We start from the raw sequence: 23,162 nt of genomic DNA on the forward strand, positions 1-23,162 counted from the left end.
CCACGATCAGGTGCATGAGTAGCCCTCCCCGACTTCCTGGATGTAGGTGTCCGTCATACGGCCACCGCCGCGTGAGTTCTCGCTCCAGTCCATCGGTTCCAAATGATCCGTGTTGTTGTAGAAGCCGTTGCGCGCCGCCCTGTCACTGAAGCGTCCCTCGCGGTTCCAGTGCTGGACCACGGGGTCCAGATGCTCGTAGGTCACCGTCCGGTTGAAGGGCTTCGGGTTCTCGGCGGTCGGGTCCCAGATCAGCTCGTCGTTGCCGTTGCGCCAGGTGAGCTGATCGCGCGGGACTCGCACATCGTTCGCGTCACGCGGTACTCCTCCGAGCGCCCGGCCCTCGTCGGTGTAGTTCTCGACCATGTAGTCGTGGGTGGATGTCCGGTATTCGGAAGGGTACTGATTGTCGCGCGTGTACTCGCGCTCACCCTCCGGGAGGGCCGGGTCCCGCCCGAACCGCATGCCGTTGTTCGGGTCCTGCCAGGACAGGCCCAGCGGGTCGATCCACCGGTAGGGATTGGGCACGTAGGCGCTGTCGTTGGGGCCGGCGGCCAGGCCGAGCGGGTCCGGGCTGGTGTACTGCGCCGTCGCGGGGTCGTAGTGGCGCTCGTAGTTGTAGTGCCACCCGGTCTCCCGGTCGGCGTACTGGCCGGGGAAGCGCAGGAGGCACTCGATCTCCCCGGTGCCGGCGCCCTGGAACCGCTCGGGGAGGCGCTCCCCCCACAGGGTCGTGCGGGGCTGCCAGGCCACCTCACCGTCGGCGGAGACCAGCTCGGACGGCGCGCCCGACAGGTCGGTGACGATGGCGTGGAAGCGCGCATCCCGGCCGGCGCCGGGCCGGTCGAGCTGGGCCACCGGCTGGTGGCCGCCCGGGCGGTAGTCCCACGACGTGGCCCGGCCGGCGCGGGTGACCTGCTCGATGAGCCTCGTACCGTCCCAGGAGAAGCGGATCTCGTCGGCGACGGCTCCCCCGTCGTCAAGTCGCTGCTTCGCCACGCGCCGCCCGACGGAGTCGTACAGGTACGTCCAGCGCTCGCCGTCCCGGGTCGTCGTCCCGGTCAGCCTGTTGCGGCTGTTCCACGTGTACGTCTGCGTCCGCTGCTGCCCGTTGAGGAGGCGCAGCACGGAGCGCACGACGCGGCCCTCGCCGTCCCGCTCGTACCGGGTGCGGCCGCGGTGCGTGATCCGGTCGCCGGCGTGGGTGCGGTCCGCGTCGGTGGCGTCCGTCCCCGGGAGCGCTGCGCGGCTGACGTTGCCCGCCTCGTCGTACCGGTAGCGCTCGGTCCAACCTCGTCCGTCGACCGCCGTGACGCGGCCCCGCGGGTCGAGGCCGAACCGCTTCTCTCCCCCGGTGAGTTCCTCGATGCCGGTCGGGATGCCGTCGGGCCGGTAGGTGTACTCACGCCGCTGGAGGAGCGTGTCCGCGGAACCGCGGACCAGGTGCTGGGCGCCGAGCCGGCCCGCGATGTCCCAGGACTGGTCGAGCGTGACGCCGCCGGGCAGCCCCCGCTCGGTCTCCCGCCCGCAGGCGTCGAACCCGAACGTGATGCGGTGTCCGTCGGTGTCGAGCGCGGTGGGACGACCGGCGCCGTCGTACGTCCAGGTGGACTCGATGCCCGTGGGGGTGCGCCGCAGGACGCGGCGCCCCAGGGAGTCGTACGCGTATCGGGTGGTCCTGCCGTCGATGCTCTCGGACAGCAGCAGGCCGAGCTCGTTGTACTCCCGCTCGACGGTGACCTCCGGGCCGCTCTCCCGTACCACACGCCCGGCCGCGTCGTAGGCGAAGCGGATCGAGAGGCCGTCGTGCCGCATCTCGGTGAGCCGGCCGAGTACGTCACGGCCGAACTCCACCATCTCGCCGACGCCGTTTGTCCGGGACGCGAGCGTGCCCATGGCGTCCAGCCGGTAGGCGAGGGTCCGGCCGGTGAAGTCGCTCTCCTCGATCAGCCGATTCACCGCGTCGTACGTGTACTGCCAGGACCGCTCGTGCGGATCCGTGACGCTCAGCAGGTTCAGCTCGGTGTCGTAGCCGAACGAGAGGGTGGTGCCGTCGCTCGTCGTCCGCGCCGCGACCTGACCGAAGGGTCCGACCGTGAAGGAGGTGACGTGTCCGGCCCGGTCGGTCTGGGCGAGCAGATTCCCCTCCGCGTCCCACTCCCAGGTCTCCCGGTGCCCGTCGGGACCCCGACGCCACACGGTCCGGCCCTCGACCGTCGTCCCCAGGCGTGTGGTGCGGCCGAGCGGGTCGGTGACGCCGGACACCCTGCCGAAGTCGTCGCGTTCGATCGTGGTCACCGCGCCCTGGACGTCGGTGAACTCCACGGGCAGCCCCGCGCCGTCGCAGCGGGCTCGGCTCGTCCGGCCGGCCGGGTCCGTGGCGGCGACCAGGCCGCCGTGCTCGTCGTAGGCGTACCGGGTCTCCAGACCGGTCGGGCCGATCGTGGCGACATGGTTGGCGCCTTCGTAGACGTTCCGCCAGACCCCTCCGCCCGGAGTGACCGCCCGCACCAGCCGGTGCAGCTCGTCGTACGTCGCCTCGGCCGAGGTCCCGTCGGGACGGACGACGGCGGTGACGTTGCCGGCGGCGTCGTGCCGGTAGCGGACGGTCCCGCCGAGCGGGTCGGTCTGGGAGACCAGGCGGTCGAACCGGTCCCATTCGGCGGTCACCGACTCGCCGAGGGCGTTCGTCGTGGAGACGAGCTGGAGCCGCTCGTTGTGGCGGTACGTCGTGCTGCGGCCGAGGGAGTCGGTGTACCGCGTGGTGCGTTCCTCCTCGTCATAGGCGATGACGCAGTTCAGTACGGAGTCCACGCCGGTGCCCCTGACGACCCGGTCGAAGGTGTCGTACTCGTAGCGGTACCAGTCCCCGGTGCGGTCGGTCCAGGAGGTGATCCGGTCGTCGCCGTCGTAGGTCAACCTGTACGGCAGGCCACTGGAGTTGTAGATCTCGGTGAGGTTTCCGTCCTTGTAGCCGTATCGCACCAGGGGCGTCGGCTCACCATCGGACCGGCGAAGCCCGAGCCCCGTCACGCGCACGCCGTCCGCCTCGACGATCACGTGGTAGCCGCCGGAGTGTCGCATGGCGGTCGGGGTGCCGGAGGCGTCGTAGTCGAAGTCGACACGGTTCCCGTTGCGGTCCGAGACGGCCGTGACGGGAAGCGTGAAGGCGGTGTCGTGCCGCTGGTTCCGGCCGACCGGGGCGAAGTGCCGGGTCAGACCCGTCCTCGGGTCGGTGATGAGCATGGCGCCCGGCCGCTCGCGGTCCCAGGCCAGGGGCCACCGCGGGCCTTCCGCCGGCATGACGGCGTCCGCGCCGACCGGTACGGGATAGACCAGGATCATCCCGTCCTCTGTCGCGAACAGCACGCCCTCGTCGTCGAGTTCCAGGCGCTGGTCCAGCGTGGATGCCCACGAGGGCCCGAACCAGCGCCCCGAACGGTAGGTCGAGACATGAGTTCGCGCCACACCCAGACGCAGCACTCCCTGGAGGAGGACGTCCGTCTGCGTCATGAGCATCTCGCCGGAGACCATGTCGACGGGGTCGCCGTTCTTGCACCGGCCCTTGGCGGGCTTGCCGGCGGCCACCGCGTCGTCCGCGCCCCTGCGCAGCCCGCTCTTCAGGCCCTTGAGCATGCCTCTGAGGCCCAGCTTGCCCAGCGACCTGAGCCCCTTGGCGAGACCCCCGAGCGTGGTCAGGCCCTTCATGCCGGGTATGCAGTCCAGCGCGGCGAACGCCACATCCCACAGCGACGCCTGCCCCTTGGCGTACTTGCTCAAGGTGTCCGCGAGGACGACCAGTGCGGCGATCAGCACGATCGTCCCGAGAATCGGCCCACCGATGATCATCGCGATGATCCCCAGGACGGCGACAACCACCTTGCAGACGGCGACGATGGTGTCCCAGTTGTCGACGAACCAGTCCCCGACCTCCTCGTACCACTTACGGTTCCGGATCCCCGCGTCGGACGCATCATCGATCTTGCGCTTCGCCTCACCCGCCGCGTCCTCACGCATCTGACGGGCATCCGCGGCCATCTTCTTCGCCGCGTCCAACGCGCTCTGCGCCGACGTCACATCCGACTGCGCCGACGTGTGCGCAGCCTTGGCACTTTGCGCGTCCCGCGTCGCCGCACGCACCTTCGCCTCGTCCGGCTTCGGCACATCCTTGCCCGCGCCCTTGTCCTCCTTGTACTTGTCGGCTTCCTTGTTGGCGCGAATAACCCACGAATCGGCCGACGAGAGACGGGACTTGGCGGACGTTAGATCGGCCCGGGCCTCCCGCCCGTCGGCCAGGGCCTTGTCCGCGAGGGCCTGCGCACGCTCCAGCTTCGGCCAGTACGCCGCCAGCGCGTCACCCGCCAGGTCGTACGACTTCTTCAGCTTCTTCAAATTCTTCGGCACACCCGAGAACTCGTCCCGGAACACCTCTGCGGTCCTGCCCGCCATCGTCAGGACAGCGTCTTCCTCCGCCATCCCCTTCACCAACCGCAACGCGTCCTGCACGTCATCGGCGAAGTCGTGCAGACTCCTGGCAAGCGACTTCACCCGAACCGGATCCCCCGGCGTCGGGTCCCTCTCCAGGTCCAGCACATGCCAATCCGTGGGCCGATACCCCGCCACCACGCAACCCCCGTCACGCCAACGCCGTCAACCACACATACGAACATGCGAAGTTACTCGGTACTGACGTTCGATGGGAAACTCGCGTGACGACCCTGGCCGAGCTCGCACTCGGGACGGCGGCCGCCTCGGGACGCATGCGCAAGCCGTGAAGCCAGACCTCGGACTCGGTATCTGTCGTGATGAGAAGGCCGGTTGGTGCGGCTCACGCCTCGCCGAACTCGGAACGTCCGACGAGGTGACCGTGTGCGAAGGGAGTAGGGCGGCAAACGCGAGCTGCTGCGCCGCCTCAAAAGGTACTCCGACCTCCTCGCTACCGCCTGCGACCGGCCCGCTGCCTTGGCGCAGACGGGCAACCTCGAGATCCGGGTACGGGCTGCGCACTTGCGCGAGGCCCAGTCTCCGTAGAAAAGGGCACACCGTACGCCGACGCCCCTGGGCGAACGGCGAAGGCGGGTACGGACTGCCGCCGTTCGCCCAACGCTCGAATGAGGAAACCAGTGCCGTGCCGCAGACGCCACAGACCATTCCCCGCAGCAGGACAGCCTGGGCGACATCGCCGAGAACAGACCGCATGTGTTGCGGCATGGCAGCCGCGGCACTGAAGCGGCTGAGCAGGCTGCCGCCTCGGCGCAGGTGAACCTCGGCCGACCACCAGGGTTGTTGTGCTCCCAGGGGAGGCCGGCCTCCGGGTCCGCATCCACGAAATCGTACCCGGGGCCAACCTCGGCGTGAGGCTCAAAGGCCTCAGTCAGTCTGCAACCCAGGCTCATTACCCTCCGGTCCGCGCCCTCGGCCGATGCCGGCCATCCCGCTCCTGTGCCAACTAGAGACTTCGTCACATCGTGTGACCAGGATCGATAGTTGGCACTGGGCAACGTTCGTGGCCTGCGCTGATGCCAAGTAGCTGCAGCAGGCCGTCACAGCGCGTGTGACCAGGATCGATAGTTGGCACCAGGCAACGTTCGTGACCTGTGTTGATGCCAACTAGGTTCAGCAACTGTGGGTGCGGAATCAGAGAGATAGTTGGCACTTTGGTACACCGCAGGTCACGGGGTGTAACGGCGGCAGCAGGGGATCATCTGCCCTCCTAGGGGAAGGCTCTCTCGGGTGTGGCCGACGGACTCAGGTCCCGATACAGCTTCTCTGTTGATGATCCGTACGGTGGTGCATCCAGAGCACCACGTCGCAGACCCGCAGCGCACTGACAGTGCGGGTACGTCGGCGGACTGTCGTAGGGCCGTCAGTTCACGGTGCAGCGCATGGTTGTCAGCACGCAGCGCGCCATGCAAGTCGAGCCAGAATGACTTCGGCCGACCGAGAACGCAGCGAACTACCTGATCGTAGACGGGCAGCCACCGAGGCCGTTGGGTCTGCCGCACGATCGGGTGACATCTTGACCTGCCCCACCATTTGGGCTCCAGGCTTGGTGACTAACCAGCAGCCGGGGTGGTGTCGTTCTCGGAGAGTAGTTCGTACTCGATGGGGGTGCGATAACCCAATGCTGAGTGTCGTCGCTGGCGGTTGTAGAAGATCTCGATGAACTCGAAGATCGCGTTGGCCAGTTCGACCCGGGTCTTCCACCGCCGGCGGTTGAGCAGCTCGATCTGCATCGAGGACCAGAACGACTCCATCATCGCGTTGTCCAGGCCGTCCCCGACGGTGCCGAACGACGGCAGAAGGCCGGCGGAGCGGATCCGCTCCCCGAAGACCCAGGAGGTGAACTGGGTTCCGTGATCGGCGTGAACTATCCCGCCCGGCTCAGGGCGGCGGTTGCGGATGGCCATGTCCAACGCGTTGACCACGAGGGTGGAGTCCTGCCTGGAGTCGATGGACCAGCCCACGATCCTGCGGCTGAACGCGTCCAGGACCGCAGGGCAGTAGACCCATCCTTCCCTGGTCCGGTGCTGCGTGATGTCGGTGACCCACAGCTCGTCGGGACGCAGCCGATGGAACTTGCGATTGACCAGGTCCTCGGCGGTGACGATGCCACGCAGGCGCTTCACGCGCACCAGTCCGGGCAGGCCGTGGATCCCGGCCTGCGTCATCAGCACCGACACGGTCCTGGAGCAGACCTGGATGCCCATGCCCATGGTGAGCTCGGCGTGGATACGGCGGTAGCCGTCGGTGCCATGGGAGGCGACGTGGACCTCCCGGATCAGCCCGGTCAGCCAGTCCCGCCGTAGCTGCCGCGGTGTGGTCGGTGTGCGCTTGTGCTTGTAGTAGTTCTGCCGGGTGACGCCAAGGATCCGGCAGCATCGATCGACCGGTGCCCCGGCATCGACGAGTCGGTCGATCACCGGGTAGAGCCTTTTGGGCGGGGCTTGTCCTCGTGAAGGAACTTCGCCGCCTGCCGGACGATCCCCAGCTCGGTTTCCAGCTCACGGATCCGCCGGCGAGCGGCCCGCAGCTCAGCGGACTCGCTCGACGGCGTTCCCGGTCGCCGCCCGTTGTCGATGTCGTCCTGCCGCAACCACTTCGACAACGTGACGGGATGGATGCCGAGCTCGACCACGGTCTGCTTGCCGGCGCGGACCAGCGCGATGGCACGTGCCCGGAACTCCGGAGGATAAGGGCGAGGCATGACTGCCAGCCTTCCGTGAAGGACTGTCAGTTACCCACCAGAACTGGAACCCAGGACCTGGGGCAGGTCAAGATGTCACCCAAACCTGCATCAGACCTCCATGACCATGTGTGGCGTCGGCTGGTCACGTAATTCACCGACCTTTTCGCGGTCGTGCTGCTCGTCGCCGCGGCGACCACCTTCCTCGCCTACCTGCTGGGATGGCCCCGGTATTCCGCCACCCTGCAATTGGCCCTGGTGATCCTCGGAGTTGTGCTCCTGAACGCCGGCATCGGCTTCGCGCAGGAATACTCCGCCGAGCGCACGGCGGAGTCGCACCACGTTCTCCGGCCTACTCGGATTGCAGCTCACGAACTCGGGCACGGAACACGCGCCAGCGCCTCTCGTTCTCATGCACAAGAATTGCTGATTCCGCCATCAGGTCGGCAGCCCTGTCGAGCAGCTCGGAAGCCGAATAGAGATAGGCAGGGGCCTTCCGCTCGCCTCGCAGGTCGGCCCGAAGTGCTGTCGGCGAGAAGTCGACCTGGGCCAGCAGGTCCAGGGCCCGGCGCAGTAGTCGCGCGACCAGAGCCTGTATGCCCGCCGATTGCCAGTCATTGGCGATGATCCGGTGCCGCTCTCCCAGCAGGTCGGCAAGGGCCGGATAGGCAGCCAAGTTTCCCGCCATGCCCCAAGCCTGCTCCATCGCTTGGGCCAGCCAGTCACCGCCCTGCTGGGTCTCATCGGCGAGCAGGGCGACTTGGCGCTTCAGCCTCTGGAGTTCGGCAGGTTCTCCCTCCCCTTCCATGAAGAGGATTCCCGACTCCGCCACGAGCCCTGGCGCATTCAGGTCCTCCGTGCCGGCGAACGTGATCGGCGACGTCTGCTCACCGGCCTCGACCACGCTCCACCGGTCGGCCAGTGACTTCAGCGCCCGAGACCGCGCCTGGAGCTCGCCCGCCTGCTGCAAAGGCGCTTGCGAGTAGTACTCCTCATGCTCTCGATGGAAGCGCGAGAGGTTGGCGATCACCTGCAGCAATGGCTCCGGAGGGGTGAGCTGCGCCTCGTCATCGGGCATGCCAGCAGCTTGCACCTCGCCTCACACCAAGGGCAGCTGGGCACGCCCTCGGAGGTAAACACCAACACTCGTTCGGTGGAAACGAGATCACGTGCCTCACCCACACCCATGCGAAGCAGGAGCCGACACGACTCCCATGGGGAATTGTCACCGCGCTCCTCGCCCCCGAAGCCACCACCGCCCACCGCTTCCAGCTGGAATTGGGCGGGCATGGCCGACACGTGCGTCCCGGTGCCCACCGGCCACGACGCCGTCAGCGCCCCAACCGCGAGCGAGCCCGGCCCGCTGACCTGCCGACCTCATGGATCCGATCGGCGTCAATCCTTCACCACTGGCGTCGCCGACCACCGCCTTTGCCCGCGCCCCCTACACGCGCGGCAAGATGGCCGAGTCCGCCCGCCGCAGCCGCCAGGGCGATCTCTGTCCAGCCGAGCGCTACCGTGCCGAGCACCGCGCGGAGGAAGGGCACATACAGGGCAGCGACCGCAAGCCCGGCCGAGACGGCCACCGCCGCCGGCAGGAACAGGTTCTCCCGGGTCAGCAGACGGTCCCGCAGCCCGAGCACGACACCCAGCTGCGCCGCGAGCATGGTCTGGGGACGCGTGTCCAGCAGTTCGGCGATTCTTCCGAGCGCGCTGGCCTTCCCGGTGGCCGTCGCCAGTGCCACACCTCTGCCGCGGACCACGATCGTGCCGGCGCGCAATGCCGCGGTGTTGCTGGGGCCCTGAGGCGTCCAATTCCGGTCGCCCGGAGGAATCCGGCCCGCGGGACGGCACAGCCTTGTCGACGGGCACGGACTCGCCGGTCAACATGGACTCGTCGATCAGAAGCGACGACGCCTCCGTGAGCCGAGCGTCGGCAGGCACGATGTCGCCCTCGCCGAGCAACAGGACGTCGCCCGGCACCACCGCCGAGGACGGCACCTCCGTCGCGGCGCCGTCACGGAGCACACGCGCGCTCGGTGCCGACAGCGCCGACAGCGCTGCGACCGCCTGATCGGCTCTGATCTCCTGCACCACGCCCACGGTCGTATCCACCACGATGACGAGCGCGATCACGACGGAGTCGGCGTGGTCGCCGATCGCCAGGGTCAGGACGACGGCCGCGAGCAGCACCATGATCAGCGGATCGCGGAGCTGCGCCGCCACGCGTACGTACAGGGGAACGGAACGTTCGGCGGTCACTTCGTTGGGACCGTACCGAGTCAGGCGACGCGCCGCCTCCTCATGGCTGAGCCCGGTGTCACCGGCGCCCGACGCCGGAGCGGTGTCCGTCCGGGCAGGTGACACGGCTTCTCCCGTCCGGTTCCGGTTCACTCGACGGCCGGAGTCCCGGCTCAGCCATGCCGGGACGCTGGCACGGTGATCACCGGGCACTCCGCCCGGTGCAGCAGGCCATGAACCACCGACCCCAGCCTCATCCCGGAGTACCCCCCGCGCCCGTGCCTGCCGACAACGACCACAAGGGCGCCGGCCGAAGCGAGAGCCAGTTCCTCCACCGGATGGCCGCGCAGAACCTCACGGGTGATCTCCACATCCGGGTACTTGTCCGCCCATCCCGCTACGGTCTCGGACAGGATCCGGTGCCGTTCCTCAAGCCCCACCGCTTCGTCACCGAAGGACACCACCGGCCGCCGCCACACCCACACGGCGCGCAGCGCAGCGCCACGCAGCGCTGCCTCTTCTACAGCGAACTCCACGGCGGCCCTGGAGGATTCGCTGCCGTCGACACCCACGACGAGATGGGGATGCCGCTCCCCCACGTGCTCCGGCTCCCTGACCACGACGACCGGGCAGTCCGCCTGGGCACTGACCGGAACGGCCACCGAGCCCGCGCTCAAGAGCTCCTCCGGTCGACTGAGCCGACGGGAACCGACGACGACCATCCGGGCCTGCGCCGCCTTCTGGCAGAGCATCACCGACGGCGTGCCGTCGAGCAGTTCCGTCGCCAGGGGCACTTCCGCATGCAGCGCCCGTACCGTGTCGACTGCCTCGGCAAGGGCGCCTTCGCCCTCGACCCGGAGCATCCTGCGACGCCACGGTGCGTCGATGTGCTGCCCGCCGGGCAGGGGCGGTACCGCCACGACCAGACGGAGGGGCAACCTCCTACGGACAGCCTCGTCGACCGCCCAGGCGAGCGCCGGAACGGACTGCTGGCGCGGATCGATTCCGACGATCACCTCATTGCTTACAGCGGTGTCCTTCATGGCTCCTCCTGCCACCTCATCCGTCGTGGGGAACGCCCTGCAACGAGTGGGCTCGGCATCGCCGTAATGTCCTCGGCCATGCCCCGTCCAGTGACGCTCGGACGGGCGCACCGTTCACGCTGTCATCGCGGCCGCACGAGGGCCAGGGCCAGCAAGCCTCTGTGCAGGGCCGAAGGTCCTGCACGTGGCCTGTCCCATGCCACTCTTTCCCTGGACGGGCTCGCCCGCCGCCCCATGCCCCTGGGCCGACGGAGCCCAGCGTTCTCGTCAGCGGGCGGCCGGCAGAACAGCCGGAGTGCCGGTGGCCGCGCCGCCGGCCAGGACGAACTCGGTGCCCGTCGAGAAGGTGGCCTCGGCGACGACGAACACGCCATGTGGGCAACCTCGTCCGGATCCCCGTAACGCGGGATGGGCTGTCCGGAGGGAACGACTCGTCGATGTCGGCTGACACGCGATGCGTACGACGCCAGGGTGGACGGACAAGCCACCGTCCCACACCGCCGTTCACAATCCGAGCTGAGAGGGAAGTCCTCCTGGTCTCCCACACCGCCACTGAGCAGGAGATCCACGCGGCATTCCAGTGACAGCCGTGAGACCCCCGGGCTGAGCCACCGGTTTTCAGGAAGGCCCGGCGCGGCGGGAGACACCGGCGGCGAGCACGTGCCCGGCGGCCCACCGCCGCCGGACCGCGTCCTCGCTCTGCTCCGCCGCCAGATCGGCCCGTGCAAGGCCGTCGCGCAGCCGTGGGGCAGTGCCGCCGCAGCGCACGGCCGCGGGCCATCATTTCCTCCTGTCATGACGCCCGGATCGTCAGGGCATCGTGCTGCTCCCCGCCGAGAACTACCTTGAGCGCACCGGTGTCGCCGGCCCGTGAGAAGACGTCGTACGCCTCTTCCATACGGTCCAGCGGGAAAGTGTGAGTGACCATGGACGCCGCAGGAAGACGGCCGGCGGCCAGCATGCGCAGCAGCATGGGAGTGGAGTGCGTGTCGACCAGGCCGGTGGTAATCGTCACGTTCTTGATCCACAGGTCTTCGAGGTGCAGCGTCGCGGGCTTGCCGTGCACGCCGACGTTGGCCACATGCCCGCCAGGCCGCACCATGCGCGTGCACGTCTCGAAACTCTCCGGCACCCCGACCGCTTCGATGACCACATCGGCTCCGAGCCCTTCGGTGAGGTCGGCGACCAGCTGCTCGGCTTCTTCACCCGCGACGGCCACGGCATCGGCGCCGAGGCGCTTCGCGGCCTCCAGCCGGGACGGCGCGAGGTCCACGGCAATAATCTTCTCGGGCGTGTACAGCCGGGCGGTGGCGATCACGGCGAGCCCGATGGGTCCCGCTCCGACCACGACGACGGTGTCTCCGGGCCGTACGCGTCCGTTCAACACACCCACCTCGTAGGCGGTGGGGAAGATGTCGGCCAGCAGGACGGCGTCCTTGCTGTCCACCGCACCGGGAAGGGGGTACACGGACAGGTCAGCGTGCGGCACACGGACGTACTCGGCCTGGGTCCCGTTGATCAGATGGCCGAGGATCCAGCCTCCGCCGCCGCGACACTGTCCGTATGCCCCTTCCCGGCAGAATCGGCAGCGGCCGCACGCCGTGATGCACGAGACCAGGACGCGGTCGCCGGGGCGGACACTGCGCACGTCACTGCCCACCTCGACGACCTCGCCGACGGCTTCATGCCCGAGCACCGTGCCGGGGCGTACCTCCGGCACATCGCCCTTGAGGATGTGCAGGTCGGTCCCGCAGATGGTCACGGCGTCGACGCGGACGATCGCGTCTGTCGCCTCCTGGAGGCCGGGATCCTCGGTCTCCTCCCAGGCGGACTCGCCGGGGCCGTGGAACACGAGTGCTTTCATGACGATCCCTTCCTGCACCTTCCAGGTGCTTGTCGCGGGGTCCGACAGCGACGGGGTCCCTTACGCGCGGACACCCGCTGCCCCTGGGAACCAGCGACGTCGACGATGGCGGGACGCACTTGGGCGGCCGCCTTCGAGCGAAGTGACCTCGTCTTCCAGCCTGCCCCTGACGGCCGCCGTCCGCAGAGGCAGGCCAATCCCCATCGCCTGAGCGGGCGGAGCCCTTCGGGCCGAGCGACCCACCGCACCGTGCATCACGACCGTCGCACCGCCCTGGCCCCACGGCGACACGCGCTTCGAGCCTCGGAGTGCCTCCGCCCGGGTTGCGCCACGCCGGTTTGCGGCGATGGTGGAGTCATGCGGCCGGGAGCAGACGCCGCTGGGTCCCACCCCCGCCATGCCTTTCGCATCGGCCGCGTGATGAGAAGTCCGTGACCGGACAGGAGCCCCTCTCCACTTCTAGGTCACGGAGAAGGGACGACCACCGTGGTTGCGAGGACCGGCGTTTTCGGCACCCTGACCAAGGAGCATCGCGAACAGCTCATGGCGCTCGCCCGTGAGGTGTCGTTCGAGGCAGGCGAGCGTATCTTCAACGAGGGCGGCAAGGCCGACCGCTTCTGGATCATCCACACGGGCACGGTCGCTCTCGACCTTCAAGTGCCTGGCAGGCGGGCAGCGGTCGTCGAGACCCTTGGTGCCGGAAGGCTGCTGGGCTGGTCCTGGCTGGTCCCTCCCCATCACTGGCATCTGGGGGCCGAGGCCAGCAGCCCGGTGCGTGCCTACGAGTTCGACGCGTCGGCAGTTCGTGAGATGTGCGCGAACGACTCGGGGCTGGATCACGAGCTGTGTACGTATGTCTCCGGCGTGCTCGCGCGCCGGCTCAGGTCAGCCCGGGTGCGATTGCTCGACCTGTACGCGCCCCACGGTGCGGGCGAGGTTCCGTGACAAGGCGAGACGAGGTGCTTCGAAGTGCCGCAGACCCCGCACATCGTGAGCGATGTGATGACTCAGACGGTCGTGTCTGTGGGACGTGACGCGCCCTTCAAAGAGATGGTCCGAACGATGGAGCAGTGGAAGGTCAGCGCCATGCCCGTCCTTGAGGGCGAAGGCCGCGTGATCGGTGTGGTATCCGAAGCCGACCTGCTGCCCAAGGAGGAGTTCCGTGACAGCGACCCGAGCCTCGTCGAACAACGTCGGCGTCTGTCCGACGTCGCCAAGGCTGGCTCAGCAACGGCAGAAGAACTCATGAGCGCCCCCGCCATCACGGTCCACCCTGACGTCACCCTGGCCCAGGCAGCCAGGATCATGGCCGTCCGGCACGTCAAACGTCTGCCCGTGGTCGACGACCTCGGCATGCTCCAGGGCGTCGTCAGCCGTGCAGACCTGCTGAAGGTCTTCCTTCGGCCGGACGAGGACATCGAGGAGGAAGTCCGCCGCACCGTGGTGTCCTACCTCTTCCCGGCCTTCAGTCACGCCATCCACGTGAACGTGCACGAGGGAGTCGTCTCCCTCCGCGGACACATCCGCGACACCTCGCTCATCTCGGTCGCCGTGCGCCTCGTGCGCGCCGTGGAGGGCGTCGTGGACGTCGAGCCCCAACTCACCGGCGAGTCCGCAACTCCGGCCGGGCCACGAGACGCGCGCTGAGTCGGCAGGGCGGCGCCGCGACAAGGGTCGAACGGGGGTCTGCGTCGGCGCGAGTCACTGCACGGTCGAGCAGGTTCTCACTCACCTCTCGACCGAAGTAATGCGGTGCCCCGTGCGGGTTCGCGCCTCGGGCGGGCGCTCTTCGGTGCGGCTGAGAGGGCCGGGCGTGTGCGGCGAATCCTGTGCGCTCATGGTCTGGCCTTCAGCCGTTGCGTGGTGCGTCCCCCCACCACGGCTGATTCCTCGCCACGTTCCCATGGCGGCCGATCTCGGTCCACAGGGCCAAAGGCCAGCCCCCGCCGACAGACCACCGGCCCCTCAGGGCTCCGCCTGGTCATATCTGCGGAACGACCGCGATCGGACACGGCGCGTGGTGCAGCACCGCATGGTTGACCAGGCCCAGCTGAAGACCGACGTGCCCCTGTCGTCTGCGGGCTCCGACAACCAGCAGATCAGCGGCGGACGCGGCATCCAGGAGCGCCCGTCGTGCCGGGCCCTCGACGACTTCGCTGCTCACCGGCACGTCCGGATACCGTTGTTCGGAGCGGTGCAGGGCGTCGGCCAGAACCTGGGCAGGCGGGCGGTCGAGGGCTTTGAGAGCGTAGCCGGACAGGGCCGGAGGCCCGGGGTTCCCCACGGGGACGCTCCAGGCATGCACCGCCAGGAGCCTACAGCGCCGCAAGTGTGCCTCACGGAACGCGAACTCCACGGCCGTACCGCTGCCTTCCCCGGCCTCGACTCCGACGACGACGCACCCGAACCGGCTGTGGCGGTGCTCGACCCCGCCACGTACGACGACGACCGGGCAGTCGGCACGGGCCGCCACAGCCAGGCCGACCGATCCGAGGAGCAGCCCGGTGAGACCTCCGAGCCCTCTGGACCCGACCACCAGAGCGAGAGCGTTGCGTCCTTCGCCGACCAGCGCAGACGCCGCGTCCTCGGAGAGCACCACACTCGACAGCTGTACCGCAGGAGCACTCTTGCCGGCGCGCTCCGAGGCTGCGGCGACCAGGTCTGACGCGTCGTCGTCCGCAGGGGCCGCGTGCAGGAGGCGGAGCGGCACCCCGTGCCGGGCCGCCTCGTCCGCGGCCCAGTCCACCGCCTCCAGGCTCGCCTCGGACCCGTCGATGCCGACCACCAGGGGAACCGCCATTGCTTCCGCCTCCTCATGCCGGACTTCATGCCCGTCCCTTACCGCGTCCCGGGGCCACATGCGCTGCGAGGCGATCTGGGGTACTCCTCAAGGGAGAAGCGCCGTGCTCGACTCGCCGACACAGATGCTCATGCGCTGCTCCGGTTACGTCCCACAGCCGGCTCTCGCACGGCCAAAGACTCACCGAGACCGCAGCAGTCCGGACAGCGGCCACACTCACCGTCCTTCCAGCTTCGTACGAGACGGAGGCAGTCGCCATGGAACGAGTCCTCACCGTGGGCCTCGACGGCTCACCCGAGAGCCTCGCCGCTGCCCACTGGGCCGCCGACGAAGCCCAGCGGCGCAAGCTCACCCTGCGCCTGCTGCACGCGTGGCCCCTGCTGGCACCGGAACCGACCGCCGTCCCCTCGGAAATCGACCAGAACTACTGGGCGAGGCGGCTCATGCACAACGCCCGGACGGAACTCCAGGCGCACCACCCGGGCCTCACCGTCGTCGGCAACCTGGTCGCCGACGACGCGCAGGACGCACTGATCCAAGCGGCGTCCGAGTCGGAGATACTCGTGCTCGGCTCGCGCGGCCTGACTTCTGTGGAGAGCTACTTCCTCGGTGACATCGGCATGTCCGTCGTGGCAAGCGCCGAGGGGCCCGTGGTCCTCGTACGCGCAGACAAGCGTGCAGAACGGCCCTCGACGTCTCAGTCAGGTGCAGCAGGCGAAGTGGTGATGGGGCTGAAACTGCACGGCCCGTGCGACGACCTGCTCGAATTCGCCTTCACAACCGCAGCAAGTCGGGACGTGCCCCTCCGCGCCGTCCACGGCCGCGGGATCCCGATCCACGCGTACGCCCCGTGGGGCGTGGACCACACCGTGACCCAGGAGATCATCCAGGACTCGCAGAAACATCTGAGCCAGGCCCTCCGCCCCTGGCGCGAGAAGTTTCCGGGCGTGGCCGTGACGGAGGACATCCGCCTCGAAAGCCCCGCCAGGGTCGTCGTAGCAGCCGCCGAACGCGCCGAACTCCTGATCGTGGGCCGACGCAGCCACCACGCCCCGGCACCCCGCCTGGGTCCCGTGGCCCAGGCCGCCGTCCACCACGCGCGCTGCCCAGTCGCCGTCATCCCTCATGAGTGAGCGCCGCCACGGGGAGCCGGTGGTGGCGGACGCACTCGGCCGGTAAGGCCGGAGACGGTGACGACGGGCACCCCGGACGAGATCCGCAGCCTCGCCCCCCTTGCGCAACAGCGTCCGCACCCCTGCGCAACAGCCGACGCCCCGCTGCCGGGACCTCTGGCAGCGCCAAGCGCCAGGTGTCAGCCCTCGGGGGTGTTCCCTCCGCGGCGGCCGTGCCCGCCCGTCGCGACGAGCGGGCTTCCAGGCCGTCAACGGTGATGACGACACCGGTGATCGAGTCGGCCCACTGGAGGCACCGGGGCACGAGCGCGGGCCGTGCCTCTCAGCGGAGGCAGCTGGGGGCACGCCTCGTTCACCGGGTCTATGCACCCAGCACGCGTGGCATGCAGGCGATCCCCATGGAGCGGACAGTGGAGGTCGACGTCACGAATCGCCTCCGCGCCGAGAGCGAGACCGCAGCAGGTGCACCGGGGCGGTGAACGATCACTGTCTTCCAGCATCCGTCACTCACCGCCCTGCGGTCCTAACCGCTCGCTGGCTCGTACGACGGCGACCGGGCATTGCGCGTGATGCAGCAGTGCCTGGCTGACCGAGCCGAGCAGCAGGCCCGTGAAGCCGCCACGGCCGCGGGCGCCGACCACGACGAGTTGCGCGTCCCGGCTCGCCTCGATCAGCGCCGGGCGAACACCGGAACGCATCAGACGCCGCTCCACGGCGAGCCGCGGATGACGCTCCTGCCACGGGGTCACAATCCCGTCCAACAACCGCTGCTCGTCCTGGCGGAGCCCCTCGATGTCCGCCACCGCGTTCAGAGGATCACCAGGGCCCTCGTGGGCCCGCTCGCTCCGGGCGTTCCAGACGTGAAGCGCCACCAGGTCCACGCCGCGCAGCGACGCCTCGGCGAAGGCGAACTCAACGGCTCCCTCGCCCGCCGGTGAGCCGTCGACCGCCAGCAGTACGGGACCGCTCGGGTCGGGCCGGCCGCGCACCACCAGCACCGGGCAGCGGCCGTGCGCGGCCAGATGCACGGCGGTGGAACCGAGCAGCAGGCTGCCGAACGCGCTCAGGCCCCGGCTGCCGACCACGACGAGCGAGGCGGTCCGCGACTCGATCTCCAGCACCATCAGCGGTTCACCGACGGCCACCTCTCGCACCACACTCACCTGCGGCACGGCTCGGCGGGCTCGCTCCTCAGCCTCGATCAGCGTGCCGTCCACCGACTCCCTCACCCTCGCCATGGCCGGGTTCCACGGGGGTCCGCCTGGTGGTAGGTGTACCGACGGCCACACGAAGGCGTGCACCAGCCGCAGTCCCACGCCGCGCGCCCCGGCCTCAGCTGCCGCGACCTGCACCGCGTCGAGGCTTGACGGCGAGCCGTCCACCCCCACGACGACCAGGTCCATCACGGCACCTCCATAACCGCCGCAGACCTGTCCGGCCCGGCGCCGACTGTCCCGTCTCGCTCCTTCCAGGCTCCACCAGGCTGCGACGCCCCGCATCAAGCGGTTGCGCATCGCGCGGCCGTCCACCTCGGCCACCCGGCCTGGCATCGCAAAGCCACGAACCGCCGGATGAGCCCCCGCGAGACCGTGACATGGCGGCTCCCGACGGCCGGGGTCACGCTGGAAGGACAGCGAACGGACGGCGGCACGGGAATCTGCGGAGGTGCCATGAGTGGTACGCACGGACGTGAGCCGATCGTCGTGGGCGTCGACCCCGATACCTCGAAGCGGCTGGCACTCGCCTGGGCCGCCGACGAGGCGGAACGCCGTGGCCTGCCGGTGCGGCTCGTCCACGCCCAGGGCGTACCGAGGGGTGGATACAGCTCTGGCGAGGCACTGCCGTCCTGGGAGGAGTGGAACCGGACGCTGCACGAGGCGGGTGCCGAGGTACTCAAGGAGGCGGTCGCCTTCGTCGAGTCCCGGCGGCCGACGGTGGAGGTGTCGACGGTGCTGGCGGAAGGAGAGCCCGCGTGGGTTCTGCGGGAGGAGGCGCGGAACGCCTCGCTGGTCGTGGTGGGCTCCTGGCATCTGAGCACCCGGCGCGAAATGTTCACCTCCGCCTCCGTGTCGCTGCCTGTCTCCGCCCACGCTCCCTGCCCGGTCGTCGTCGTTCCGGAGCCGGAGCACATCACCCAGGAGCCCGCGTATTTCGTCGTCGGCGTGGACGGCAGTCCGCACGCGTCCGCGGCGGTGGATGTGGCGTTCGAGGAAGCGGCCCTGCGCGGAGCGACCCTCAGGGCCCTGTACGTGTGGCATCCGCCGCTCCTCGGCGTGCTGGACGAGGACGCCGCGGTGCGGGAGTGCCGCCGTGTGCTGTCCGAGACGGTCGCGGGCCGGACCGCGAGGCACCCGGGAGTGGAACTGCACCACGAAGTCGTCCTCGGCCACCCGGTGCGAGTCCTGACGGAAGCCTCGGAACACGCGCTGGGCCTGGTCGTCGGTACCCGCGGGCACGGAGGTTTCACGGGCATGCTCCTGGGCTCGGTGAGCCAGGGTGTGCTGCACCACGCCCACTGCCCCGTCATCATGGTCCCGGTGTGAGGCGCCGATCGGGCCGGTTCCCTGCCCCGTACGGCCCTGGTGGCGCAGGCCGACCCGTCACAGGATGAGGAGCAGCCCCGCCGACGATCGGGGGCGGCACACCGGCGGGGGACGGCCGCCGAACTCACTGGAGTCCGTGATGGAAACCTCACGCAAGGCCCTCCGCGCGAACCGACCGGTTCCGCCGGAACCGAGGACCTCGGCGCCATACGGGTTCGGATGATGCGCACCGGTACGGACCCGCTGGTGCCGGGCGGAGGGGCGGACGCGGCGGTCGACGCCACGTCCGGTTCCGGTCCACGTCCTCCGGTACGGGAACTCGCCGCCGGTGACGTCTTCACCGCGCTGGGCACCTCACGGCGCGGCTTGTCGGCGGATCGGGCACGGGCGGGGCTGGAGCGGTACGGGGCCAACGAGATGCCGCGTACGAGGCGCCGCCCCGTGTGGCGGCAGCTGGGGGCGCAGTTCACGGACCTCTTCGCGGTCGTGCTGCTGGTCGCGTCGGTGATCACGTTCTTGGCCTACGGGCTTCAGGAGCCGCGTGACGTGGGCACTCTTCAGCTCGCGGTGGCGATCTTGTGCGTCGTGGTGCTGAACGCCGCCATCGGCTTCGCGCAGGAGTACTCGGCCGAGCGGACGGCTCAGGCGCTGGAGGCGATGGTCCCCCATGCCTGCCGGGTGCTGCGTGACGGTCGACGGCTGGAGGTGCCTGCCCGGGATCTGGTGCCGGGGGATGTGGTGGTGCTGGAGGCCGGGGACGCCGTGCCGGCGGACTGCCGGGTGGTCGAGGCGCACGAGTTGGCGGTGAACAACGCGCCGTTGACCGGAGAGAGCAACGCCGTGGGCCGTACGGCCGATCCGGTGGCGGCCGGGCCGCCGCTGGAGGCCCGCAACTGCGTGTTCATGGGAACCGACGTCGTCGCCGGGTCCGGACGGGTCGTGGTCTTCGCCACCGGTGCGACGACCGAGTTCGGGCGGATCTACCGTCTGGCCGCAGCGGCCCCGCAGCAGAAGACCCCACTGCAGCATCAGGTGGCCTCCATGGCGCGCCGGGTGGCGGGGACTGCCCTGGCGATCGGCGCCCTGATGTTCGCCGTGCGGCTGCCCACCGGGGAGTCCCTGGTGCCCACGTTCGTGTTCGCGCTGGGGGTGATGGTGGCGATGGTGCCGGAAGGGCTGCCCGCCACGCTTTCGGTGTCCCTGGCGATCGGCGTGCGGCGGATGGCGCGCCGCCGTGCTCTGATCAAGAAACTGCTGGCGGTGGAGGCGCTCGGTTCGACCACGGTGGTGTGCACCGACAAGACCGGAACGCTCACGCAGGCCGAAATGACTGTCACCCGGGTATGGGCGGGGGGCGCGGTGCACCCGGTGACCGGCGTGGGGTACGCCCCGGCCGGGGAGGTCGCCGATGGGGCGCCGGTACGTGAACTGCTCCGGGTGGCGGGCCTGTGCTGCAACGCCCGCCTGGTTCCGCCCGAGGGCAGGCAGCGCTGGAGGGTGCTCGGCGACACGACGGAGGGAGCGCTGCTCGTCGTCGCGGCCAAGGCCGGTCTCGACCCGGGCGCGGAGGAGGCCGCGGCTCCGCGCGTGACCGAGTTCCCCTTCGACTCAAACCGCAAGCTGATGACCACGGTGCACAAGAACGGCGCGGGCTACCAGGCATGCGTCAAGGGAGCGCCGGCTGAGCTGCTGGCGCGCTGCACCGACGTGGAGTGGGAGGAACACCGCGGGCCTCTGACCGAGCAGGAGCGGGCGACGGTCCTCGCGGCGAGTGACGCGCTGGCGTCGCAGGCGCTGCGGGTGCTGGCCGTCGCGCGGCGGGAGCTGGACCGGTCCCGCCCGGCGCAGGACGAGGCAGAGTCCGGACTCACGCTGCTCGGACTGGTCGGCATGCTCGACCCGCCGCGTCCGGAGGTCGCCGACGCGGTCGCCGCCTGCCGCAGGGCCGGAATCCGCATCGTCATGGTCACCGGCGACCACCCGCTCACCGGGGAGGCCGTCGCGCGGCGGGTGGGGATCGTACGGGGGCCGGATCCGGTCGTGGTGACGGGCGCCCGGCTCGACGCGATGGACGAGGAGGCGCTCGACTCGCTGCTCGCCGAACCGTCCGAACTGCTGCTGTGCCGGGTCAGTCCGGAGCACAAAATGCGCGTCGTCACCGCCTTCCAGCGGCGGGGCGAGGTGGTGGCGGTCACCGGGGACGGCGCGAACGACGCCCCGGCGCTCAAACACGCCGACATCGGCGTGGCGATGGGAGCGTCGGGCACCGACGTGGCCCGGGAGGCGGCCTCGATGGTGCTCCTGGACGACTCGTTCGCCTCGATCGCCGTGGCGGTGCGGCTCGGCCGGGCGGTCTACCAGAACATCCGCAAGTTCCTCGTCTACCTCTTCAGCCACAACATCGGAGAGCTGGTCCCGATCCTGGCGGCGACCTTCGCCGGCTTCCCGCTGGTACCCATCAGCGCGGTGCAGATCCTGGCGATCGACCTGGGCTCCGACGTACTGCCCGCCCTGGCCCTGGGCGCCGAGCCGCCCGAGCCCGACGTGATGGAGCGCCCGCCCCGCTCCCGCCGGGAACGGCTGTTCTCAGCCGCTGTCGTGGGTCGGATCCTGTTCCTCGGCGGCATCCAGGCGCTGTGCGTCACCGCCGTCTTCTTCTGGCACGTCGGATCCTCGGGCATCCCGTTCGACGACTTCACCAAGGACACGCCCGTCTACCGGGAGGCGATCACCATGGTCCAGGCCGGGATCGTGCTCAGCCAGTTCTTCAACGCGCTCGCGGTGCGCACCGACCGGCAGAGCATCCTGAAGGTGGGGCTGCTGTCCAATCCGGCCCTGCTGGCGGCGGGCGGCTTCGGCATCGCCCTCATGGCCGCGATCAGCTATGTGCCGCTGCTCCAGAACGTCTTCAACACCGCCCCGCTCGACGCCGCCGACTGGGCGGTACTGGCCGGGCTCGGAACCCTGCCCCTGATCGCGGACGAGGTCCGCAAGTGGTGGCTGCGCCGCCGCGCCGACCGCCCGAAAGGAGCACAACCGTGAAGGTGATCGTCGTCGGCTGCGGACGGGTGGGCGCCACCCTCGCAGGCCTGCTCGCCTCCGAGGGGCACGACGTGCAGGTGGTGGACCGGCGGCCCAAGGCTGCCCGGCGGCTGCCCGAAAGCCCCCGTATCCGGTTCCACGAGGGCAACGGCTACAGCCGCGCCGTACTTCAGGCGGCCGGTATCGAGCACGCGGACGCCTTCGTCGCCGTCACCTCCGGAGACAACAGCAACATCGTCAGCGCGCGCACGGCGAAGGAGACCTACCGGGTGCCGAACGTCCTCGCCCGCATCTACGACCCCCGCCGCGCCGACATCTACCGCGAACTCGGCATCCCCACCATCGCCAGCGTCCGCTGGACGGTCCACCAGATCCACCAGATGCTCCTGCACCGCCACCTCTCCCCCGAAATCAGCTTCGGCAACGGCGAGACCCTGCTCTACCGCTCCGAACTGCCGGCCTATCTGACCGGGCGGCCGCTGGCCGAGTTCGAGGTCGACGGCGAGATCCGCGTCGTCGAGGTCACCCGGGCGGGCCGCTCCCTGGTCCCCGCGCACAGCACACCCGCGCGGGTGGGCGACCTGGTCACCTTCGCCGTCGCCGCGACAGCGCTCGGCAGGCTGCGCGGCTTTCTCGACAAGGAGCTGGGGACGTGAACGTGATCATCGCCGGGGCCGGACGGCTCGGTACCCAGATCGCCCAGGTGCTCGGCGCCGCCCACAACGAGGTGACGCTGATCGACGCCGACGACGACCGCGTCGCCGAACTGGAAGGGCGCGTCCCGGTACGGCTCATCGCCGGGGACGCCTGTGAACCCACCCTCCTGGAACACGCCGGCGCTCTCACCGCCGATCTCGTCATCGCCGCCACCGGGGACGACGAGGACAACCTCGTCATCAGCCTGCTCGCCAAACGGCAGTTCTCGGTGCCCCGCGTGGCCGCCCGGTTCAACGACGCCGACAACGCCTGGCTGTTCGACGGGCGCTGGGGCGTCGACGTCGCCGTCCCGGCCGCCACCCCGCTGATCTCCCTCATCGAGGAGGCCACCGGGGCCACCGACACGGTCGCCCTGCTGCGGCTCAGCAAGGCCGGCGTCGACGTCATCGAAACGGCCATCACACCGCAGTCCAGGACGGCGGGACACGCCCTGGGCGACGTCAGGTTGCCCGAAGGGACGGTCGTCGCCACGATCGTCCGCGACGGACAACCGACCGTTCCGGATCCGGCTGTGCGGCTCCGACCCGGTGACGAGATCCTGCTCGTCTCGCACAACGCGACCGAGCAGGAGATCCACGCGGCGTTCCAGTGAACGG

Annotated in this window: 16 protein-coding genes and 2 pseudogenes; 7 read left to right on the plus strand and 11 right to left on the minus strand. The window is 69.6% G+C overall.

All coding sequences use genetic code 11. The annotated features are described in order from the left end of the window. Positions 1–6 precede the first annotated feature (6 nt). The 9 genes and pseudogenes from OG788_RS06305 to OG788_RS06345 all read right to left on the minus strand — a co-directional run bounded on the left by OG788_RS06305 (position 7) and on the right by OG788_RS06345 (position 12,331). Positions 7–4,545 (minus strand): DUF6531 domain-containing protein, encoded by a 4,539-nt coding sequence (locus OG788_RS06305; RefSeq protein WP_406369458.1) that lies wholly within the window; start codon positions 4,543–4,545, stop codon positions 7–9. A 1,124-nt stretch (positions 4,546–5,669) separates the two neighbouring features. Further along, positions 5,670–6,002 carry a DUF6308 family protein gene (locus OG788_RS06310; RefSeq protein WP_406369459.1) on the minus strand — a complete coding sequence of 111 codons (333 nt, stop codon included), beginning with the start codon at positions 6,000–6,002 and terminating at the stop codon, positions 5,670–5,672. 51 nt (positions 6,003–6,053) lie between these two features. Beyond that, positions 6,054–7,204: pseudogene (locus OG788_RS06315) on the minus strand (IS3 family transposase). A 90-nt stretch (positions 7,205–7,294) separates the two neighbouring features. Further along, positions 7,295–7,525, minus strand: coding sequence for a hypothetical protein (locus OG788_RS06320; protein ID WP_406369460.1), 231 nt, complete (start codon positions 7,523–7,525; stop codon positions 7,295–7,297). Between the two features lie 10 nt (positions 7,526–7,535). Then, the gene (locus OG788_RS06325; protein WP_406369461.1) at positions 7,536–8,261 is read right to left on the minus strand and encodes a hypothetical protein; all 726 of its coding nucleotides are present in this window, start codon (positions 8,259–8,261) and stop codon (positions 7,536–7,538) included. Positions 8,262–8,586: 325 nt separating this feature from the next. After that, on the minus strand, positions 8,587–8,964 hold the full coding sequence (locus OG788_RS06330) for a cation transporting ATPase C-terminal domain-containing protein (RefSeq protein ID WP_406369462.1): 378 nt from the start codon (positions 8,962–8,964) through the stop codon (positions 8,587–8,589). A 124-nt stretch (positions 8,965–9,088) separates the two neighbouring features. After that, a pseudogene (locus OG788_RS06335) lies at positions 9,089–9,637 on the minus strand (cation-transporting P-type ATPase); the annotation flags it as partial. Next, on the minus strand, positions 9,598–10,578 hold the full coding sequence (locus tag OG788_RS06340) for a universal stress protein (RefSeq protein WP_406369463.1): 981 nt from the start codon (positions 10,576–10,578) through the stop codon (positions 9,598–9,600). The gene OG788_RS06340 and the pseudogene OG788_RS06335, both read right to left, overlap by 40 nt. A 682-nt stretch (positions 10,579–11,260) precedes the next feature. After that, entirely contained in the window at positions 11,261–12,331 is a 1,071-nt protein-coding gene (locus OG788_RS06345; RefSeq protein WP_406369464.1) for a zinc-dependent alcohol dehydrogenase family protein, read from the minus strand. A gap of 543 nt (positions 12,332–12,874) precedes the next feature. Between OG788_RS06345 and OG788_RS06350 the strand changes: the two genes are divergently transcribed. Beyond that, the gene (locus tag OG788_RS06350) at positions 12,875–13,276 is read left to right on the plus strand and encodes a Crp/Fnr family transcriptional regulator (RefSeq protein WP_406376686.1); all 402 of its coding nucleotides are present in this window, start codon (positions 12,875–12,877) and stop codon (positions 13,274–13,276) included. Between the two features lie 24 nt (positions 13,277–13,300). Continuing rightward, on the plus strand, positions 13,301–13,978 hold the full coding sequence (locus OG788_RS06355; RefSeq protein WP_406369465.1) for a CBS domain-containing protein: 678 nt from the start codon (positions 13,301–13,303) through the stop codon (positions 13,976–13,978). 334 nt (positions 13,979–14,312) lie between these two features. Here OG788_RS06355 and OG788_RS06360 read toward each other — a convergent pair whose 3' ends face one another. Next, positions 14,313–15,131, minus strand: a complete 819-nt coding sequence (locus OG788_RS06360; protein ID WP_406369466.1) for a universal stress protein — start codon at positions 15,129–15,131, stop codon at positions 14,313–14,315. 257 nt (positions 15,132–15,388) lie between these two features. Between OG788_RS06360 and OG788_RS06365 the strand changes: the two genes are divergently transcribed. Beyond that, complete coding sequence (locus tag OG788_RS06365) at positions 15,389–16,264, plus strand: universal stress protein (RefSeq protein ID WP_406369467.1); 876 nt, start codon at positions 15,389–15,391, stop codon at positions 16,262–16,264. Between the two features lie 503 nt (positions 16,265–16,767). Here the strand turns inward: OG788_RS06365 and OG788_RS06370 are convergent. Next, on the minus strand, positions 16,768–17,667 hold the full coding sequence (locus OG788_RS06370; RefSeq protein ID WP_406369468.1) for a universal stress protein: 900 nt from the start codon (positions 17,665–17,667) through the stop codon (positions 16,768–16,770). A gap of 267 nt (positions 17,668–17,934) precedes the next feature. Here OG788_RS06370 and OG788_RS06375 point away from each other — a divergent pair, with 267 nt between their 5' ends. The 4 genes from OG788_RS06375 (at position 17,935) to OG788_RS06390 (ending at position 23,158) form a co-directional block, all read left to right on the plus strand. After that, positions 17,935–18,807, plus strand: coding sequence for a universal stress protein (locus OG788_RS06375; RefSeq protein ID WP_406369469.1), 873 nt, complete (start codon positions 17,935–17,937; stop codon positions 18,805–18,807). A 219-nt stretch (positions 18,808–19,026) separates the two neighbouring features. Beyond that, positions 19,027–21,849 (plus strand): cation-translocating P-type ATPase, encoded by a 2,823-nt coding sequence (locus OG788_RS06380; protein ID WP_406369470.1) that lies wholly within the window; start codon positions 19,027–19,029, stop codon positions 21,847–21,849. After that, positions 21,846–22,505, plus strand: coding sequence for a potassium channel family protein (locus tag OG788_RS06385; RefSeq protein WP_406369471.1), 660 nt, complete (start codon positions 21,846–21,848; stop codon positions 22,503–22,505). The genes OG788_RS06380 and OG788_RS06385 overlap by 4 nt, the downstream gene beginning before the upstream one ends. Next, a complete protein-coding gene (locus OG788_RS06390; RefSeq protein WP_406369472.1) occupies positions 22,502–23,158 on the plus strand; it encodes a potassium channel family protein in 657 nt (218 codons plus the stop codon). Before OG788_RS06385 ends, OG788_RS06390 begins: the two co-directional genes overlap by 4 nt. Positions 23,159–23,162 lie beyond the last annotated feature (4 nt).

Origin of the sequence: Streptomyces sp. NBC_00647, from assembly GCF_045207245.1 — a bacterium.
Taxonomy (GTDB): domain Bacteria; phylum Actinomycetota; class Actinomycetes; order Streptomycetales; family Streptomycetaceae; genus Streptomyces.